Below are 18,837 nucleotides of genomic sequence, written 5' to 3'. Positions count from 1 at the left end.
AAACTCATCGTAGGTCGGCGGCGATCTGTTCACCGAGCAATCGCAGCAACGGCGCCGGATCGGCGATACACCGCTGCACGTCGGGCTCCAGGTCGGTCAGCGCGTAGGCCTTCCCGACCCCCGCCTCCCTCAACTGCTCCCCGTCCAGCGTGTTGACCCCGCAAACAGCCACCACCGGTACGCCGGCAGCCGCCCCCATCGCAGCCACGCCCGCCACCGCCTTCCCCCGCAACGTCTGCTCGTCCAACTTCCCCTCCCCCGTCACCAGCAGATCCGCCCCCACCAGACGCTCCCTGAACCCCACCAGCTCCAGCACCAACTCAATCCCCGCCCGCAACTGCCCGCCCAGCACCGCGACCACCACAAACCCCACGCCGCCGGCAGCCCCCGCCCCCGGCGCCTCCCGGAGGTCGCGACCGACTGGGCGGGCGACCAGATCGGCCCAGTGCCCCAGTCCCTTGTCGAGCTCCTCGACCTCCCCCGGCCCAGCCCCCTTCTGAGGCCCGTACGTCGCCGCAGCGCCGGTTGGGCCGGTCAGCGGGTTGTCCACGTCGCAGGCGACAACCAGCTCGACGCCCTGCAGCCGTTCGCGGAGTGCGGCTAGCTCAAGCGACTCCGCGGCAAGTAACCCGGCACCACCCTCCGGTACTTCGTCCCCGTGGGCGTCGAGCACCCGGGCTCCCAGTGCTCGGATCAGCCCGACGCCTCCGTCCGTACTGGCACTGCCGCCGATCCCGAGGATCACCCGGGTACAGCCGCTATCGATCGCAGCAGCCAGTACTTCACCGACACCACGCGAGGAGGCCGTCATCGGAGCCGGCTCACCGCCAGGCAGCCGCACCAGCCCGCAGACATCAGCCAACTCAACAACAGCCGTGTCCCCGCGCCGGGCGTACCCACTCCGCACCAGCTCACCAGTAGGCCCACAAGCCGCCACCGGCACCAGCTCGAACCCCGCTGCAACAACAGCAGCCAACGTCCCATCCCCACCATCAGCCACCGGCACCCAGTCGACCTCAACATCCGGTCGCGCCTTGCGCACCCCGTCGCCGACTGCAGCCGCGACTTCGTCGCTAGCCAGCGACCCCTTGAACTTGTCCGAGGCAACAATGACCCGCCATCCCGCCGCTGGCTCCGCCAGCGGCGGCGGCGGCGAGGAAGAACCCGACATCAGCTAGGCGCCGACACGGCGGTGGCCGTGGCCGCCGTGGCCGAGGACGGCTGCGGTGCGGTGGCCGGAGCGCTGGTCGAGGAGAGCGCCGAGGCTCCGGCTGGGGCGAGGGCTGGCGCTGACGCCCCGGCCGGGGTGGAGCTGGGGTGATCGGCGGGCTGTGTGGAGGTGAGGATTGCAGTGGGGGCGTCTTCTGGGGTTTCTGCCAGGGGTTCGAATTCGGTGATGTTGTCGAGTTCGGTGCCCATGGAGACGTTGGTGACTCGTTCGAGGATCACCTCGACGACTACCGGGACGCGGAACTCGTCCAGCAGTTTCTTCGCCTGTTCCAGGGCGGGGAGGATCTCGTCCGGCTCGGAGACGCGTAGCGCCTTGCAGCCCAGGCCTTCGGCGACCTTGACGTGGTCGACCCCGTACCCGTTGAGTTCGGGGCTGTTGAGGTTTTCGAAGGAGAGTTGGACGCAGTAGTCCATTTCGAGACCGCGCTGGGCTTGGCGGATCAGGCCCAGGTACGAGTTGTTCACGACGACATGGATGTAAGGGATGTTGAACTGGGCACCCACCGCCAGCTCCTCGATCAGGAACTGGAAGTCGTAGTCACCCGACAGCGCGACGACAGTCGAGTCGGGGTCGGCAACCGCGACACCGAGCGCCGCCGGCACAGTCCACCCCAACGGTCCGGCTTGACCCGCGTTGATCCAGTGCCGCGGCCGATACACATGCAGCAACTGCGCCGCCTGGATCTGCGACAGGCCGATCGTGCTCACATACCGGGTGTCCGCATCGAAGGCGCGGTTCATCTCCTCGTAGACGCGTTGCGGCTTCACCGGCACCACATCGAAGTGCGTCTTCCGCTGCAGCGTCGCCCGCCGCTCGCGGCACTCCTCGCCCCAGCTGAAGCGCCCGGCCAGCTTGCCTTCCAAAGCCCACTCCCGCGCGACCTCGATGAAAACCTCGAGCGCGGCCCGCGCATCCGAGACGATCGAGTAGTCCGGCGCCAGCACCCGCCCGATCTGCGTCGGCTCGATGTCGACGTGCACGATCTTGCGGCCTTCGGTGTACGTCGCGATCGACCCGGTATGCCGGTTGGCCCACCGATTGCCGATCCCCAGCACGAAGTCCGACGCGAGCAACGTCGCGTTCCCATACCGATGCGACGTCTGCAGCCCGACCATCCCAGCCGCCAGCGGATGATCGTCCGGAATCGAACCCCACCCCATCAACGTCGGCACAACCGGTACGCCGACCAGCTCGGCAAACTCGACCAGCAACGAAGCGGCGTCCGCGTTGATCACCCCACCACCCGCAACGATCAGCGGCCGCGCGGCGGAGTTGAGCATGCCCAGCGCCTTCTCCGCCTGCGCCCGGGTCGCGGCCGGCCGTAGTACCGGCAGCGGCTCGTACGTGTCGATGTCGAACTCGATCTCGGCCAGCTGCACGTCGATCGGCAGGTCGACGAGCACCGGCCCCGGCCGCCCCTCGCGCATCAACCAGAACGCGCGCTGGAACGTCCCCGGCACTTGCGCCGCCTCCATCACCGTCACCGCCCACTTGGCGACCGGCCCGGCGATCGAGGCGATGTCGACCGCCTGGAAGTCCTCCTTGTGCAGCTTGGCCACCGGCGCCTGCCCGGTGATGCACAGGATCGGGATCGAGTCGGCCGACGCGGAGTACAGGCCGGTGATCATGTCGGTACCGGCCGGCCCCGAGGTACCGATGCAGACGCCGATGTTCCCGTAGGCGGCCCGCGTGTACCCCTCGGCCATATGAGAAGCAGCCTCGACGTGCCGCGCCAGAACGTGCTTGACCCCGCCATGCTTCTTCAGAGCGCTGTAGAACGGATTGATCGCGGCACCAGGCAACCCGAAGGCCTGCGTCGCGCCCTCCTTCTCCAGGATCAGTACTGCGGCATCGACCGCGCGCATGCGAGCCATCAGGCCACGCCCTTCCCGGAGAGTCGCTCCACGCCGCGCAACAGAGCAGAGTGGTCAAGCCCGCCATCACCGTTGGCCCGAGCCGACGCGACCAGCTGAGCAACCAGAGCACCGAGCGGCACGACGACCCCCGCCTCGCGAGCGGCCGCCGTCACGATGCCCATGTCCTTGTGATGCAGATCGATCCGGAACCCGGGCTGGAAGGAGCGCGACAACATGTTCTCCTTCTTCTGCTGCAGCACCGCCGATCCGGCAAGACCACCACCGAGCACCTCCAGCGCGGCCTTCGTGTCCACGCCGTATGCCTCCAGGAAGATCAGCGCCTCGGACACCGCCTGAATGTTGGCAGCGACGATCAACTGATTGGCAGCCTTGACCGTCTGCCCCGAGCCGCTCGGACCGACATGCACCACGGTCTTCCCGACGGCGTCGAACAGCGGCTTGGCGATGGCGAAGTCGTCCGCCTCACCGCCGACCATGATCGACAACGCCGCGTTCCGGGCGCCGGCCTCACCGCCGGACACCGGAGCGTCGAGCATCCGGAACCCGACCGCCCGCGCCTGCTCGGCGAGCTGCTGCGTGACGTCCGGGCGGATGGACGAGAAGTCGATGATCAGCGTGCCCGTCTCGGCCAGCTGGAAGACCCCTTCCTCGCCGGTCAGCACCTGCTCGACGTCCGGCGAATCCGGCACCATCACGCAGACCACGTCGGCACCCTTGACCGCGTCGGCCAGCGATTCGGCCGCCCGCCCACCGGCCTCGACCAGCGCGACAGCCCGCTCCGGGCTCCGATCGAACCCAGCGACCACGTGACCCGCGTTGGCGAGGTGGACAGCCATCGGGTTGCCCATGATGCCGAGCCCGATGAAAGCAATGTTCGTCATCTCTATCTCCTAAACGGTGTCTATCAGGAAGGAGCCAGGCCGCGGCGCGAACGCGGCAACCAGCTGAAGCTGTCATTGGTGGAAGTGGCCGGCTTGTACTCGAGCGAGACCCAGCCGCCGTAGCCGTTGGCCTCCAGCGCGGCGAGCTGGGCGTCGAGCGGAAGCGATCCGGTCCCGGGCTCGTTGCGCCCAGGAGCATCCGCGATCTGCACATGCGCGATCCGGTCGGTGTGCTCGGCGATCACCCGATCGACGTCATCACCGTTGACCGCGAGGTGGTACAGATCCGCAAGCAGCCCGAGGTTCTGTACCTGCACCTGATCGATGACGCCCAGCACATCGGCGGCCGTCCGCAGCGGATACCGCTCAGCCCCGCTGACCGGCTCGACCAGCACCGTCGCGTCGATCCGGCCGGCCGCCCGAGCCGCCAGCGCAAGGTTCTCCACGGCAAGCTCATCCTGCTCCCGCGCCGCCACGCCGTCTTCGCGGTTCCCGTAAAGCGCGTTGAAGGCCCGGCACCCAAGCTGCTCGCCGATGCCGACGGTCACGTCGACGTTGTCCCGGAACTCCCCCGACCGCTTGGGCGACGACACCAGCCCGCGATCACCAGCCGGCATGTCGCCGGCGAAGAAGTTGAGCCCGACCAACTGCACCCCGGCATCCCGGATCGCCGCCACGAACCCCTCGACGGAGGCATCCCCCGGCACGGCCTCAGCGAACGGCCACCAGAACTCGACCGCCCCGAACCCGGCCTCCCGGGCAGCTGCCGGGCGCTCCAGCAGCGGCAGCTCGGTGAACAGAATCGAGCAGTTCACGGCGTGACGCAGCGCGTGGCTCATGGAGTCCTTCTCTCATTTTCCGCATTGTGGAAACTTGCTTCTGCTATGCGAAATGACCATAGGATGCCGGTCGACGGCCCGTCAAGCACCGGCCGCAAAGCCCGAAGAGGCCTGATCGCTGTCCGGAGGGGCGCTCTTCTCGAAAAGCACTCCTTTCGCGCGCGCGTGCCCGCGTTGTACGTTCCTCCAAAGGGATGAAGGGACGCAGATGCTGCTCTCCGAACTGTTCGAGCCGCCGGAACTGCGGCTCCGGCTGCTCCACGCGGCCCGCGGCGCCTACGACCGCCCGATCGGCCGGATCATCACCACCGACCTGCTCGAGCCCGGCAACTACCTCAACGGCGGCGAGCTCGTCCTCACCGGCCTGGTCTGGCGCCGCAGCGCCAAGGACAGCGAAACCTTCGTCGCATCGGTCGCCGGGCGCGGCGCGACCACGATCCTGGCCGGCAAGGCGCTCCTCGGCGAAGTCCCCGCCGACCTCCTCGAGGCCTGCCGCCGCCACCAGGTCACGCTCGTCGAGGTCCCCACCGAGATCGCCTTCGCCGACGTCACCGAGTACGTCGCAGCAGCCGGCTCAGCCGGTACCGGCGCCCGCCTGTCCGCCAGCCTCGTCCGCCAGCGCCAGCTCCTCTCGGCGATCGCCTCCGGCCGCAGTCTCGATGAACTGACCGCTCGCATCTCCACGGAAATCGGCCACGACTGCCGCGTCATCACCTCCACCGGCCGTCACGTAGTACCGGGCCCGGGACCGCTCGACGACGACACTCTCAACGCGATCACCAGGCGCTTCCTGACGGCGGATCGCACACCCGCGGTCGCCGACGCAGCCGGCACGTCGTACAGCGTGTTCCCCATCGGATCCGGGCTCGGCAACCGCCTCACCGCCTGGCTGCTCGTCGTCGACGGCGACCACACCCAATGGGCCCGCGCCCACGTCGAGGCAGTCCAAGAGTTGTGCGCCATCGCCGCTCTCGACCGCGTACGCCGCGACGAGGGCCGCCTCGCGCTACGCCCGCTGGTCGAGGACGCGCTGAGCCTGGTCGAATCGGGTGGCCCGCAAGCGGAGGTCGCTACTCGCCTGCGCCAGGCCGGCGTACAGGTCGATCGCCCGATGGCTGTCGCCGTGGCCGAGCTCAGAGACGACGGCCCGGTCGAGATCGCGCACTCGCTGATCGAGGACGTCGCCCTCACCGTCGGACCGGCAGTCGTGGCGGCCGGGCGGGACGGCCTGCTGGTCGCGTTGCTGCCGTGGACTGCCGAGCTGCCAGACCTACTCCGCAGCGCATTCGGCCGCCTCGAACCCGGCCTGTCGAGGGCCAGACTCGCGGTCGGCGTCAGCGGCGAGACGACCGTCGACGCCCTGACCGGAGCGCTGGAGGAGGCACGCTTCGCGCAACGGGCGGCGCTGTCCGGGCGTACCAGGGTCTCGGTCGTCACCTCCGACGAGGTCGCCTCGCACGTCCTGCTGCTGGCGACCGTGCCCGACGACGTCCGGCGCACCTACGCGCACCGCGTCCTGGGCCCGGTGCTCGAACACGATCGCCGGACCCGGGCGGATCTGCTGGCCACGCTGACGGAGTTCCTGGCCTGGTCGGGCTCCTGGTCGCGGACCGCGGAGTCCCTGCACCTGCACGTCAACACCGTTCGCTACCGGATCGAACGCGTGGAGCAACTGACCGGTCGCGATCTGTCGAACTTCGAGGACCGGGTCGACGTGTTCCTCGCCCTCAAATCGCTCTGATTGGAGGATCCTCCAAAACACCTGGATCGGAAACCCCGCAAGTTCAGAGGTTTATCGGGTGCAATCAGCCGCCGCCTGAGCCCAAGCTGTCGTGCAGGTCAGATCCGCCGCGACCCCTTGGAAGGTGCCGAAATGAAGGCAGAAACGCGACCGAGCCGCGCGAACCGTCATCCCGTCGACGAAGTCCTGTCGCCGGGCAAGCTCGCCGTCTACGGCACCCAGCACGTGCTGGCCTTCTACGCCGGCGCGGTGATCGTCCCGATCCTGCTGGCGAACTCGATCGGCCTGACCACGGCGCAGCTCGTGCACCTGATCAACGCCGACCTGTTCACCTGCGGCATCGCCTCGATCATCCAGTCGGTCGGCTTCTGGAAGGTCGGCGTCCGGCTGCCGCTGCTGCAGGGCGTGACGTTCACAGCCGTCTCGCCGATGATCGCGATCGGCCTCGCGGCCGGCGGCGGTACCAACGGCTTGCTGGTGATCTACGGCGCTGTCCTGGTCGCCGGGTTGGCCACCTTCTTCATCGCGCCGTTCTTCAGCAAACTGATCCGGTACTTCCCGCCCGTCGTCACCGGCTCGGTGATCACGATCATCGGCCTGGCCCTGCTACCGGTGGCCGCCGGCGACGCGACGGGCGGCGCGGGACCGACCTCGGACCCGACCAGCGGCAAGAACCTCGCGTACGCACTCGGCACGCTCGCACTGATCGTCTTGATCCAACGGGTCTTCAAGGGCTTCATGGCCACCGTCGCGGTACTGGTCGGTCTGGTCGTCGGGACGCTCGTCGCTTGGTCCTTCGGTGACGCGCACTTCGGTGCGGTCGGCGACGCGGCCTGGGTCGGTGTCACGCAGCCGTTCTACTTCGGCTGGCCGAAGTTCTCGATCGCCGCGATCATCTCGATGGTCGTCGTCATGCTGATCACCGCGGTGGAGACCACCGGCGACGTGTTCGCGACCGGCGAGATCGTGCAGAAGCGGATCAGCCGCGACGACATCGCCCGGGCCCTGCGGGCCGACGGCCTGGCCACCACCATCGGCGGTGTCTTCAACTCCTTCCCGTACACCTGCTTCGCCGAGAACGTCGGGCTGGTCCGGCTGACCCGGGTGAAGAGCCGCTGGGTGGTCGCCTCGGCCGGCGGCATCATGATCCTGCTCGGCCTGATCCCCAAGGCGGGCGCGATCGTGGCCGGCATCCCGCACCCAGTCCTGGGCGGCGCCGCCCTGGCGATGTTCGCGACGGTGGCGGTGGTCGGTTTCCAGACGCTGGCCAAGGTCGACTTCCACGACCACCGCAACGTGGTGATCGTGGCGACCAGCGTCGGGCTGGCGATGTACGTGACCGCGCAGCCGCAGATCTCCCAGGCGGTACCGGACTGGGCCGAGATCATCTTCGGCAGCGGCATCACGCTCGGCAGCCTGACCGCGATCGGGCTGAACCTGCTCTTCCACCACGTCGGCAAGGACTTCGGGCCCGCTGTGGCCGGTCAGCCGAACCGTACCGGTCTGGTCCGGCTCGACCAGGTCAACAAGATGAGCCGCGACGAGTTCGTGCAGACCTTCTCCGGGTTGTTCCAGGGGCCGACGTGGATGGTCGAGCGGGCCTGGGAGATGCGGCCGTTCACCGACACGCACGCGTTGCGGCGGTCGTTCCAGGAGGCGCTGTTCTCCGGGTCGCCTGAGGAGCAGCGCGAGCTGATCGGGTCGTACCCGCAGCTCGGTTCGCAGTTCGTCGCTGATGGGCTCAGCGGTGAGGCGTCGCTGCGGGACCAGGCCACCCGTGGGCTGACGTTCCTGCCGGAGCCTGATCGGGACGAGTTGGCGGCGATCACCGCGGAGTACAAGGAGCGATTCGGTTTCCCGCTCGTTATCTCGGTAAGGGATGCGGAGTCGTTCGACCGGATCGTGGAGCAGGGCCGGGTGCGGCTCGGCAACTGCGAGAACCAGGAACATGCCGCCGCGCTGCTGGAGATCGCGAAGATCGCCGGCTACCGCTTCGACGACTTCCTGCAGGACGCGAACCCCATCCACAGTGCAAGGACCCGCTGGAGCCGACCATGACGACGATCAAGGTGAACGGCCGGGACGCCCGACTCGACGGCGTACCCGTCCACACCACCGTGCTGGACTGGCTTCGCGATCGCGGGCTGACCGGCGCCAAGGAAGGCTGTGCCGAGGGCGAGTGCGGTGCTTGCTCCGTGCTCGTCGCCCGCCCCGGTATCGACAGCCCCACCGAGTGGACGGCCGTCAATGCCTGCCTGCTGCCCGCTGCCTCCCTGGACGGCCAGGAGATCATCACCTCCGAGGGTCTGGGCAAGAGCACCTCGCTGCACCCCGTCCAGCAGGAGATGGCCGTCCGCGGTGGTTCGCAATGCGGCTTCTGTACTCCCGGCTTCGTCTGCAGCATGGCCGCCGAGTACTACCGCCCAGCCCGTACTGCGCCCGCCGTCTCCGATGGCTGCGACCACGAACACGGCCCCAACGGCTTCGACCTCCACGCCCTCAGCGGCAACCTCTGCCGCTGCACCGGCTACCGCCCCATCCGAGACGCCGCCTACGCCTTGGGCACCCCCTCCCCCGACGACACCCTCGCAACACGCCGCTCATCACCACCCCCTCCCCCCGCACCCACCCAGCTGTCGACAAACGGATCCGAGTTCCTCCGCCCAGCCACGCTGCCCGAGGTGCTGGACCTCCTAACCACCCGCCCCGAAGCCCGCCTGCTCGCCGGCTCCACCGACGCCGGAGTCGAAGTAAACATCCGCGGCCTCCGCCCACCCCTAGTAATAGCCATCGACCGCCTCCCCGAACTCCGCGAGTTCGACTTCGGGGCCGGTGAGGTGCGGATCGGTGCGGCGTTGACGCTTTCTGAGATTGAGCGGTTGCTTGATGGACAGGTGCCGCTGCTCGGGCAGCTTTTCCCGCAGTTTGCCTCTCGTCTGATCCGGAACGGGGCGACTATCGGTGGCAACCTCGGGACCGCTTCGCCGATTGGTGATACGCCGCCGGCGTTGTTGGCTCTCGACGCGTCGCTTGTGCTGGCGTCGGCTCGTGGTGAGCGGGTCGTCGCGTTGGCGGAGTACTTCACGGGGTATCGGCAGACGGTGAAGGCGCCGGACGAGTTGATTCGTAGTGTGGTGATTCCGTTGCCGTTGGCGCCGATGACCGCGTTCCACAAGATCGCCAAGCGGCGGTTCGACGATATTTCGAGTGTGGCGATCGGGTATGCCGTCGAGGTCGTCGACGGGGTTGTCAGCCGGGCGCGGATCGGGCTCGGTGGGGTGGCTGCTACTCCGTTGCGCGCGAGAGCGACGGAGGAGGCGCTGGTCGGGCGACGGTGGGATGAGTCGACCGTCCGCGAAGCGGCTGTGGTGCTGGCCGCCGAGGGGACTCCGATGGACGATCACCGGGCCAGTTCGGCGTACCGGTCGGCGATGCTGGGGCAGTCGCTGCTGCGGTTCTATGCCCAGCACCTCGCAGCAGAGGGGGTCAGCGCATGAGCTCGCTGTCGCTTCGTCCGGAGAACTCGATCGTCGGGCTGCCGCTCCCGCACGAGAGCGCAGCGTTGCATGTGACCGGCGAGGCGCTCTACACCGACGACCTCGTCATCCGCACGCACGACGTACTGCACGCGTGGCCGGTCCAGTCGCCGCACGCTCACGCGCGGATCCTGGATCTCCGGGTCAAGCCCGCGTACGACGTACCGGGGGTTGTCCGGGTACTGACGTCCGAGGATGTTCCTGGCGTCAACGACGCCGGGGTCAAGCATGATGAACCGCTGTTCCCATCGGAGGCGATGTTCCATGGGCACGCGATCTGCTGGGTGCTCGGCGAGACGCTGGAGGCTGCGCGGCTCGGCGCCTTGGCGGTCGAGGTCGAGTACGAAGAGCTGCCTTCGCTGGTCACAGTCCGCGAGGCAATTGCCGTAGGCAACTTCCAGGGAATCGGCCGCCACCTGGAGAGCGGCGATGTCGAGGGTGCGTTGGCGTCGGCTCCGCATGTCTTCGAGGGCGAGTTCGAGTTCGCCGGCCAGGAGCACTTCTACCTGGAGACCAACTCGGCGCTGGCGCTCATCGACGAGGGCGGCCAGATCTTCGTCCAGAGCAGCACGCAGCACCCGTCGGAAACGCAGGAGATCATCGCCCACGTGCTCGGTGTAGCGAGCCACGCGGTGACCGTCCAGTGCTTGCGGATGGGCGGCGGCTTCGGCGGCAAGGAGATGCAGCCGCACGGGTTCGCGGCCATCGCGGCACTCGGCGCGACGCTGACCGGGCGCCCGGTACGGCTGCGGCTCAACCGCACCCAGGACGTCACGATGACCGGCAAGCGCCACGGCTTCCACAGCTCGTGGCGGGTCGCCTTCGACGACGAGGGTCATCTCCTTGCCCTTGATGCAACCCTCACCGCGGACGGCGGCTGGAGTCTCGATCTGTCCGAGCCGGTGCTCGCCCGCGCGATGTGCCACATCGACAACGGGTACTCGATCCCGAACGTCCGCGTCGACGGCCGGATCGCCAAGACGAACAAGACGTCGCAGACCGCTTTCCGCGGCTTCGGTGGGCCGCAAGGCATGCTCGTCATCGAGGACATCCTCGGCCGGTGCGCGCCGAAGCTCGGGTACGACGCGATGGAGCTGCGGCGGCGCAACTTCTACCGGTCCGGCGACAGTACGCCGTACGGGATGCCGGTCCGGCACGCTGAGCGGCTCGAGGCGTGCTGGAGCGAAGTCCTCTCGGAGGGCGACATCGAGCGCCGGAAGACCGAGATCGAGGAGTTCAACGCAACCCATCCGCACCTCAAGCGGGCGATCGCGATGACGCCGGTGAAGTTCGGGATCTCGTTCAACCTGACCGCCTTCAACCAGGCGGGCGCGCTGGTGCACGTCTACAAGGACGGGTCGGTGCTGATCAATCACGGCGGCACCGAGATGGGCCAGGGCCTGCACACGAAGATGCTGCAGGTGGCGGCGACGTCGCTGGGCATTCCGCTGTCGCGAGTACGGCTGGCGCCGACCAGGACCGACAAGGTGCCCAATACGTCGGCGACGGCGGCTAGCTCGGGTGCCGACCTCAACGGGGCCGCGATCAAGAACGCCTGCGAGCAGATCCGCACCCGCCTCGAACAAGTTGCCGGGGGCAAGCTCGGCATCGGTGCGCATGATGTGCGCTTCGTCGACGGCGTCGTCCGCGGGCTGACCTTCGACAGCCCGACGCTTACCTGGGAAGAGGTCGTCAACGCGGCGTACTTCCAGCGGGTGCAGCTGTGGGCGGCCGGCTTCTACCGCACCGAGGGTCTGCACTGGGACGCCAACGCGATGCGGGGTGAGCCGTTCAAGTACTTCGCGTACGGCGTGGCTGCCTCCGAGGTGGAGGTCGACGCCTTCACTGGCGCGTACACCTTGCGCCAGGTGGACATCGTCCACGACGTCGGCGACAGCCTCAGCCCGTTGATCGACATCGGCCAGATCGAAGGCGGCTTCGTCCAGGGCGCCGGCTGGCTGACCCTCGAGGACCTCCGCTGGGACGAGAGCACCGGCCCGAACCGCGGCCGCCTAGCCACCCAAGCAGCCAGCACGTACAAGCTCCCGAGCTTCTCCGAGATGCCCGAGATCTTCAACGTCCGCCTCCTGGAGAAGGCCCACGAAGACGGCGCAGTCTACGGCTCCAAAGCCGTCGGCGAACCCCCACTGATGCTCGCCTTCTCAGTACGAGAAGCCCTCCGCCAAGCCGCCGCAGCCTTCGGCCCGGCCGGAACGAGCATCGACCTGGGCTGCCCAGCAACGCCCGAGGCGGTCTATTGGGCGCTGGAAAGAGCTAGGCGGGGTGATTGAGATGGAATGGATGCGAGCTGTGCAGCGCCTGCGGGAGCAGCGGCGGGCCGGGGTGTTGGTGACTGTGGTGTCGGTGCGTGGGCACTCGCCGCGGGATGCGGGGGCCAAGATGGTCGTCTCCGCTGATGACGTCTGGGCGACTGTTGGTGGCGGCAATCTCGAGGCGGTCGCGATCGATCGCGCTCGGGCGTTGCTGGCGACCGAGGTGGTCGAGCCTGAGGTGATGGAGTTCTCGCTGTCGGACAAGGCGCCGTTCCAGCAGGCCGTTCAGTGTTGTGGCGGTGAGGTGAAGCTATTGCTGGAGCCGTTGCCGGTGGTACCGGCAGTCGCGATCTTCGGGGTCGGTCACGTCGGACTGGAGCTGGCCCGGATTCTGGCCCGTCACGACCTGGAGCTCCACCTGATCGACTCCCGCCCCGACCAGCTCGTACCGTCGCGGCTGTCGGTCCTCGACGACGCCGTGGCGGGCGTGCACATCCACCACGTACCGGTACTACCGGAGCTCGTCGTCGGTGAGCTCCCGCCCGGCACGCACGCGTTGGTGATGACGCACGACCACGCGGAGGACGCCGCCCTCTGCGACGCCGCGCTGCGCAACGGGCAGCTGGCGACGATCGGCCTGATCGGATCGAGCGCGAAGTGGGCGCGGTTCCGCAAGAAGCTCGCCGACGACGGCAACTCGGCCGAGGCGATCGACTCGATCACCACGCCGATCGGGCTGTCCGACCTGCCCGGCAAGGAGCCGGCCGTGATCGCGGTCAGCGTGGCCGCCTGGCTGCTCCAACTGTTTGTCGCCGAGCGCAACTCCGCGCCGGTTCACCGTGAGGCGAAAGCATGACGCTCTTCAGAGGAACCTTCCTCGATACCCCCGAAAACCCGTTCACCGGCGGCGCTCTGCGAGTCGCGACCGACGCCGCACTGCTCGTCGAGGACGGCCTGATCACCGCCCGCGGCAGCTACGCGGATCTGCGCGACGCCCACCCGGCCGAGCGCGTCGTCGACCTGACCGGCGGGCTCGTACTGCCCGGGTTCGTCGACACCCACGTGCACTTCCCGCAGATCCGCGCCGTCGGCGGGATGGGGATGCCGCTGCTCGAATGGCTCGACCGCTACGCGCTGCCCGAGGAAGCCCGGATGGCCGACGACACCTACGCCTCGGGTGTCGCCGACGAGTTCGTCCGCGGCCTCGCAGCAGCCGGTACGACGAGCGCGCTGGTCTTCGGCGCGCACTTCGCCTCCGCCGTCGACATCCTCTTCACAGCCGCCTCGCGAGTCGGCCTCCGGATCACCAGCGGCCTGGTCGTGAGCGACCGCATCATCCGCGCCGATCTCCTCACCACCCCGGAGCGCGCCTACACCGAGTCGCTCGCACTGGCCGCTCGCTGGCACGGCGTCGGCCGCAACCGGTACGCCGTAACGCCCCGCTTCTCCCTCTCCTGCACAGACGACCTCCTCGCGACCTGCCACACGATCCTCGAGGAGATCCCGGGCGCGCTCTTCACCTCGCACCTCAACGAGAACGAGGCCGAGATCGCCACCGTGACCGAGCTCTTCGGCGGCAGCGACTACGTCAGTACGTACGACAAGCACCGCCTCGTCGACCACCGCAGCGTGCTGGCTCACAACGTCCACCCGACCGATGTCGAGCTCAAGCTGCTCGGCGACAGCGGTGCGACGGTCGCCCACTGCCCGACGAGCAACGCGGCGCTGGGGAGCGGGCTGTTCCCGCTGACGCGGCACCTCGAGCACGGCGTACGGGTCGCACTCGGATCGGATGTCGGCGCTGGTACCGGGTTCTCGCTCTTGAAGGAGGGGCTGCAGGCATATTTCTGTCAGCAGCTGATGGGCGACCGCGGTGTGGCCCTCAACTCCGCTCACTTGTTGCATCTGGCAACGACCGCCGGGGCTACGGCTCTAGGGTTGGACGATGTCGGCGAGCTGAGTGTGGGAAAGCGCTTCGACGCCCAACTGCTGCGGCCGGCCGACGGCTCGCCGCTGGCGATCGGGCTGGAGCACGCCGAGGATGCCGAAGACGCGCTGGCCCGGGCCTTCACGCTCGGTACGCCGGCCGACGTCCGCGCCGTCTGGATCGACGGCCAACTGGTCAACGACGTGGAGGTCGGATGAACCTGCAGGAATTCGACACCGCTCCGGCCGACGAGCTGCGCCCGCTGCTCGCCGCGTGCTGCGACGTCCCGCGCTGGGTGGACTCCGTGCTCGAAGCCCGTCCGTACGCCGACCTCGCCGCCCTCACCAAGGTCGCCGACGAAGCTGCCCGCTCCCTGACCAACGACGAGGTTGCCCGTGCCCTCGCCGCTCACCCGCGCATCGGTGACCGCGCCCAGGGCGAGAGCACCGAAGCAGCCTGGTCCCGCAAGGAACAGTCCGGCGTCGGCGACGACCCGGTGGTCCGGGACGCACTCGCGGCCGGCAACCGGGAGTACGAGCAACGCTTCAACCGGGTCTTCCTGATCTGCGCCACCGGCCTGTCGGCCACTGACATGCTCACCGCGCTGCGTCACCGCCTCACCAACGACGACACCACCGAGACAGTCGTAGTCCACGAAGAGCTCCGCAAAATAGCCCTCCTCCGCCTAGCAAAGGCGATCACATGACCACCCTCTCCACCCACGTCCTTGACACCGCCCTCGGCCAACCCGCTCAGGGCGTTCCAGTCCAGCTCACCCGCCTCACCCCAGCCGTCCTGGTACTCGGCAGCGGAACCACCGACCAGGACGGACGGATCGGCAGCCTGACCGCCAAGGAACTCACAGCCGGCACTTATCAGCTGAGGTTCGACACCGCCGCCTATGCGCGCGCCACCGAACAAGAAATCTTCTTTCCCGAGGTCACCGTGACCTTTCTGATCTCCGACGAGCGGCATTACCACGTTCCGTTGCTGCTCAGTCCGTTCGCCTTTTCCACTTATCGAGGGAGCTGATCCGATGGCGATCCACCTGGGGCCCAATCAGTACGGCAAGGCCGAGAGCCGCGTCGTCCGCATCTACCGCGACACGCCCCGGCACCAGATCCGTGACCTCAACGTCTCCTCCGCGTTGCGCGGCCGGTTCGAGAACGCGCACACGACCGGCGACCAGTCCGACGTGCTGCCGACCGACACCCAGAAGAACACCGCCTTCGCCTTCGCCAAGGAGAAGGGCATCGACTCGATCGAGTCGTTCGCCCTGACGCTCGCCGACCACTTCCTGCAGGCCTCGGCCGCGGCCGACGGCGCCCGGGTCGAGATCGAGGAGTACAACTGGGAGCGCATCCCGGTCGACGGCGCGGGCCACGACCACTCCTTCGTCCGCAGCGGCGCCGGCATCCGGACGACGGTGGTCAACGTCGACGGCCGTGGCGACGACCGCCAGGCGCACGTCGTCTCGGGTATCCGCGACCTGACCGTGCTCAAGTCGACCGGCTCGGAGTTCCACGGCTTCCTCAAGGACAAGTACACGACCCTGAAGGAGACCGACGACCGCATCCTCGCCACCTCCCTGGTCGCCCGCTGGCGCTACGACCACACCGACGTCGACTGGGACAAGTCGTACGACGAGATCAAGAGCCTGCTGCTGGAAAAGTTCGCCACGATCCACAGTCTCGCGCTGCAGCAGACCTTGTACGGGATGGGCGAGGCGGTTCTGGAGCGTCACCCGGAGGTCGCGGAGATCAAGTTCTCGGCGCCCAACAAGCATCATTTCCTGGTCGACCTCAGCCCGTTCGAGGTGGAGAACCCTGGTGAGGTCTTCATCGCGGCGGACCGTCCGTACGGCCTGATCGAGGCGTCGGTCGTCCGGGACGACGCAACGGACGCGGGGTCGGCCTGGCACGCAGTACCGGGCTTCTGTTGATCGTCATCGACGGCGCGGCCGTGGTCACCCTCGACCGGGAACGCCGTGAGCTGACCACCGGCCATGTCGTTGCCGATGGCAACCGGATCGTGGCGGTCGGGGCGGGGCCGGCACCGGCGTACGAGGGCGCGCGGGTGATCGACGGACGCGGGTGTCTGGTGACGCCCGGGTTCGTCAACACCCACCAGCATCTGTACCAATGGGTGACGCGTGGACTGGCAGTCGACGCGACGCTCTTCGGCTGGCTGAACACGCTCTATCCGGTCTGGGCGGGTATCGACGAGCAGTCGGTCCATGTCGCCGCGCAAGGTGCACTGGCTCAACTGGCTCGAACCGGTTGCACGACGGCGTCGGATCACCACTATGTCTTTCCGCGCCGTGGCGGTGATGTCCTGGAGGCGGAGATCACGGCGGCTTCCGAGGTCGGGTTGCGGTTCCATCCGGCTCGCGGGTCGATGGATCTCAGCCAGAAGGACGGTGGGTTGCCGCCCGACTCGGTGGTCGAGGATCGCGAGGAGATCCTGCTCGCGACCGAGGCCGCGATCGACCGTTGGCATGACCCTTCGCCGGATTCGATGCTGCAGGTCGTCGTCGCTCCTTGCTCGCCGTTCAGCGTCACCGGCGACCTCATGCGGGAGTCGGCGGAGCTCGCCCGCCGCAAGGGCGTCCGGCTGCATACGCATCTGGCCGAGACGACGGACGAGGCCGAGTGGTGCGACGAGCGGTTCGGCTGTACGCCGTCGGAGTACGCCGCTGAGCTGGGCTGGACCGGCTCCGACGTGTGGTTCGCGCACGGCATCCACTTCGACGACGCGGAGATCAAGCGGCTGGGCGCGACGGCCACGGGGGTCGCGCATTGCCCCAGCTCGAACGCTCGCCTCGGCGCCGGGATCGCCCGCGTCGCCGACCTGCGAGCCGCCGGTTGTCCGGTCGGACTCGGGGTGGATGGTGCCGCCAGCAACGAAGCGGGCAGTCTGCTCGAGGAGTTGCGGCACGCGCTTCTGTTCGCCCGCGCTCGTGGTGGGCCGCAGGCTCTCGACGTACGAACCGCTCTGGAGCTGGCGACCTTGGATGGTGCGCGGATCTTGGGTCGCTCGGACGAGATCGGCTCCTTGGAGGTCGGGAAGCTGGCCGACCTCGCCGTCTGGCGACTCGACACGCTCGCTCACGCCGGCATCGACGACCCGGTCGCCGCGTTGGTCCTCGGCGCTCCCCCGCCGCTGGAGCTGCTCTTGGTCAACGGACGTCCTGTCGTTGAGCACGACACCGTCGTCACCATCGACGAATCGACCTTGGCCCGCCAGGTGGCCGATACCCAGCGTGCACTTCTAAGGAGCATCAGTGGATGAACAGCTGTTCGCCGAACTGGATCGACGACTGGCGGACGCCGACGCCGCGCTGACGACGCTCTACCCCGGCGACCGTGGGGTCAGGCAACCGATCCACACCGTGTACGTACCGGCCGATCGCTTCACGGCCGGTACGGTCGGTGACTGGGCGGAGCAGGCTCGGTCCGTACTCCGTGAGCACGGTGGGGCGGTCGCTGACCTGGGTTTGCCTGCCGAGCATGCCGCCGAGGTGTACGACCGGGTGCGCGCCAAGCTGGGGCGCGAGCCGATCGAGGACCTGCGCATCGACTTCGAGGACGGCTACGGGGTCCGGCCGGACGAACAGGAGGACGCTGCGGCGGTCGATGCGGCCCGCGCGCTGGCTGACCTCCTCAAAGCCGGCACGGCGCCGCCCTACTACGGACTCCGGATCAAGTCACTGGAGGCTGTCAGTCGCCGGCGCGGTGTGCGGACCCTCGATCTGTTCGTCGGCGAGCTTGCCGGGGTGTTGACTGACGGCTTCGTGATCACGCTCGCCAAAGTCACCTCGGTCGAGCAGATCTCGGCGATGGTGGTGGTGCTCCAGGCGATCGAGGAGGCCCATGGGACAGGCCCGTTGAAGTTCGAGATCCAGGTGGAGACACCGCAGGCGATTCTCGGGGCGGACGGTAGGACGCCGCTGCCCGCGATGATCCGTGCGGGTGCGGGCCGAGTGACTGGTCTGCACTACGGCACCTATGACTACTCAGCTTCGCTGGGCGTCGCAGCGGCGTACCAGAGCATGGAACATCCGGTCGCCGACCATGCGAAAGACGTCATGCAGTTGGCTGCGGCAGGTACCGGCGTCTTCGTCTGCGACGGCTCCACGAACGTGTTGCCCATCGGCTCCCGCGAGCAGGTCCACGCCGCCTGGCGTCTCCACCAACGCCTGGTCCGCCGCTCGCTGGAGCGCGGCATCTACCAAGGCTGGGACATGCACCCCGCCCAACTACCAAGCCGGTACCTCGCCACTTATCTCTTCTACCGCGAGGGCCTGCCCACCGCCGCCACCCGCCTCCGCGCCTACGTCGAAGGTGGCAATTCCGGCTACCTGGACGAGCCCGCCACCGCCGCCGCCCTCGCCGGCTTCGTACTCCGCGGCCTCGAATGCGGCGCCCTCGACTCCACCGAACTCGACCAGCTGATCGGCGTGGACACCCCCGGCCTGGCAAAACTCGCCCGCCGTCCGCTCCGCTCGTAAGATCCTCGGCACTTCCGCCATC

14 protein-coding genes and 1 pseudogene are annotated in these 18,837 nt (G+C 68.2%); 11 read left to right on the top strand and 4 right to left on the bottom strand.

Annotated elements, in window-relative coordinates; genetic code table 11:
* Window positions 1–4 precede the first annotated feature (4 nt).
* From AB0M15_RS30475 to AB0M15_RS30460, 4 genes and pseudogenes are all read right to left on the bottom strand, one after another.
* Window positions 5–1,171, bottom strand: a complete 1,167-nt coding sequence (locus tag AB0M15_RS30475; protein ID WP_363825404.1) for a glycerate kinase — start codon at window positions 1,169–1,171, stop codon at window positions 5–7.
* A gap of 173 nt (window positions 1,172–1,344) precedes the next feature.
* Window positions 1,345–3,105 (bottom strand): annotated as a pseudogene (gcl, locus tag AB0M15_RS30470) (glyoxylate carboligase); the annotation flags it as partial.
* Window positions 3,105–3,989, bottom strand: a complete 885-nt coding sequence (locus AB0M15_RS30465) for a 2-hydroxy-3-oxopropionate reductase (protein ID WP_363825400.1) — start codon at window positions 3,987–3,989, stop codon at window positions 3,105–3,107. The pseudogene gcl and the gene AB0M15_RS30465, both read right to left, overlap by 1 nt.
* Window positions 3,990–4,012: 23 nt before the next feature.
* The gene (locus AB0M15_RS30460) at window positions 4,013–4,828 is read right to left on the bottom strand and encodes a TIM barrel protein (RefSeq protein ID WP_363825396.1); all 816 of its coding nucleotides are present in this window, start codon (window positions 4,826–4,828) and stop codon (window positions 4,013–4,015) included.
* A 208-nt stretch (window positions 4,829–5,036) separates the two neighbouring features.
* Here AB0M15_RS30460 and AB0M15_RS30455 point away from each other — a divergent pair, with 208 nt between their 5' ends.
* The 11 genes from AB0M15_RS30455 (at window position 5,037) to AB0M15_RS30405 (ending at window position 18,815) form a co-directional block, all read left to right on the top strand.
* A complete protein-coding gene (locus tag AB0M15_RS30455; protein WP_363825393.1) occupies window positions 5,037–6,569 on the top strand; it encodes a helix-turn-helix domain-containing protein in 1,533 nt (510 codons plus the stop codon).
* A 132-nt stretch (window positions 6,570–6,701) separates the two neighbouring features.
* Window positions 6,702–8,627, top strand: coding sequence for a 2-oxo-4-hydroxy-4-carboxy-5-ureidoimidazoline decarboxylase (gene uraD / locus AB0M15_RS30450; RefSeq protein WP_363825389.1), 1,926 nt, complete (start codon window positions 6,702–6,704; stop codon window positions 8,625–8,627).
* On the top strand, window positions 8,624–10,066 hold the full coding sequence (locus tag AB0M15_RS30445; protein ID WP_363825386.1) for an FAD binding domain-containing protein: 1,443 nt from the start codon (window positions 8,624–8,626) through the stop codon (window positions 10,064–10,066). The genes uraD (AB0M15_RS30450) and AB0M15_RS30445 overlap by 4 nt, the downstream gene beginning before the upstream one ends.
* Window positions 10,063–12,396 (top strand): xanthine dehydrogenase molybdopterin binding subunit, encoded by a 2,334-nt coding sequence (xdhB, locus tag AB0M15_RS30440; RefSeq protein ID WP_363825383.1) that lies wholly within the window; start codon window positions 10,063–10,065, stop codon window positions 12,394–12,396. The genes AB0M15_RS30445 and xdhB overlap by 4 nt, the downstream gene beginning before the upstream one ends.
* Window position 12,397: 1 nt before the next feature.
* Window positions 12,398–13,234, top strand: a complete 837-nt coding sequence (gene xdhC / locus AB0M15_RS30435; RefSeq protein WP_363825380.1) for a xanthine dehydrogenase accessory protein XdhC — start codon at window positions 12,398–12,400, stop codon at window positions 13,232–13,234.
* The gene (guaD, locus tag AB0M15_RS30430; RefSeq protein WP_363825377.1) at window positions 13,231–14,523 is read left to right on the top strand and encodes a guanine deaminase; all 1,293 of its coding nucleotides are present in this window, start codon (window positions 13,231–13,233) and stop codon (window positions 14,521–14,523) included. Before xdhC ends, guaD begins: the two co-directional genes overlap by 4 nt.
* Window positions 14,520–15,011 (top strand): 2-oxo-4-hydroxy-4-carboxy-5-ureidoimidazoline decarboxylase, encoded by a 492-nt coding sequence (gene uraD / locus AB0M15_RS30425; protein WP_363825374.1) that lies wholly within the window; start codon window positions 14,520–14,522, stop codon window positions 15,009–15,011. Before guaD ends, uraD (AB0M15_RS30425) begins: the two co-directional genes overlap by 4 nt.
* The gene (gene uraH, locus AB0M15_RS30420) at window positions 15,008–15,337 is read left to right on the top strand and encodes a hydroxyisourate hydrolase (RefSeq protein ID WP_363825371.1); all 330 of its coding nucleotides are present in this window, start codon (window positions 15,008–15,010) and stop codon (window positions 15,335–15,337) included. Before uraD (AB0M15_RS30425) ends, uraH begins: the two co-directional genes overlap by 4 nt.
* Window positions 15,338–15,341: 4 nt before the next feature.
* Window positions 15,342–16,247, top strand: a complete 906-nt coding sequence (pucL, locus tag AB0M15_RS30415) for a factor-independent urate hydroxylase (protein ID WP_363825368.1) — start codon at window positions 15,342–15,344, stop codon at window positions 16,245–16,247.
* Entirely contained in the window at window positions 16,244–17,596 is a 1,353-nt protein-coding gene (locus tag AB0M15_RS30410; RefSeq protein ID WP_363825365.1) for an 8-oxoguanine deaminase, read from the top strand. The genes pucL and AB0M15_RS30410 overlap by 4 nt, the downstream gene beginning before the upstream one ends.
* Window positions 17,589–18,815, top strand: a complete 1,227-nt coding sequence (locus tag AB0M15_RS30405) for an aldolase (RefSeq protein WP_363825362.1) — start codon at window positions 17,589–17,591, stop codon at window positions 18,813–18,815. Before AB0M15_RS30410 ends, AB0M15_RS30405 begins: the two co-directional genes overlap by 8 nt.
* The last annotated feature ends 22 nt before the right edge of the window (window positions 18,816–18,837 follow it).

The organism is Kribbella sp. NPDC051718 (assembly GCF_040681515.1).
Classification (GTDB): Bacteria; Actinomycetota; Actinomycetes; order Propionibacteriales; family Kribbellaceae; genus Kribbella.
Note: the sequence above shows the minus strand (reverse complement) of the source record. Positions and strands in the feature narration are given on the sequence as shown.

Bases quoted from the DNA above. Each gene is read 5' to 3' on its own strand.
- AB0M15_RS30475 (WP_363825404.1), bottom strand. From the start codon at position 1,171: ATGTCGGGTTCTTCCTCGCCGCCGCCGCCGCTGGCGGAGCCAGCGGCG.
- AB0M15_RS30465 (WP_363825400.1), bottom strand. From the start codon at position 3,989: ATGACGAACATTGCTTTCATCGGGCTCGGCATCATGGGCAACCCGATG.
- AB0M15_RS30460 (WP_363825396.1), bottom strand. From the start codon at position 4,828: ATGAGCCACGCGCTGCGTCACGCCGTGAACTGCTCGATTCTGTTCACC.
- AB0M15_RS30455 (WP_363825393.1), top strand. From the start codon at position 5,037: ATGCTGCTCTCCGAACTGTTCGAGCCGCCGGAACTGCGGCTCCGGCTG.
- uraD (WP_363825389.1), top strand. From the start codon at position 6,702: ATGAAGGCAGAAACGCGACCGAGCCGCGCGAACCGTCATCCCGTCGAC.
- AB0M15_RS30445 (WP_363825386.1), top strand. From the start codon at position 8,624: ATGACGACGATCAAGGTGAACGGCCGGGACGCCCGACTCGACGGCGTA.
- xdhB (WP_363825383.1), top strand. From the start codon at position 10,063: ATGAGCTCGCTGTCGCTTCGTCCGGAGAACTCGATCGTCGGGCTGCCG.
- xdhC (WP_363825380.1), top strand. From the start codon at position 12,398: ATGGAATGGATGCGAGCTGTGCAGCGCCTGCGGGAGCAGCGGCGGGCC.
- guaD (WP_363825377.1), top strand. From the start codon at position 13,231: ATGACGCTCTTCAGAGGAACCTTCCTCGATACCCCCGAAAACCCGTTC.
- uraD (WP_363825374.1), top strand. From the start codon at position 14,520: ATGAACCTGCAGGAATTCGACACCGCTCCGGCCGACGAGCTGCGCCCG.
- uraH (WP_363825371.1), top strand. From the start codon at position 15,008: ATGACCACCCTCTCCACCCACGTCCTTGACACCGCCCTCGGCCAACCC.
- pucL (WP_363825368.1), top strand. From the start codon at position 15,342: ATGGCGATCCACCTGGGGCCCAATCAGTACGGCAAGGCCGAGAGCCGC.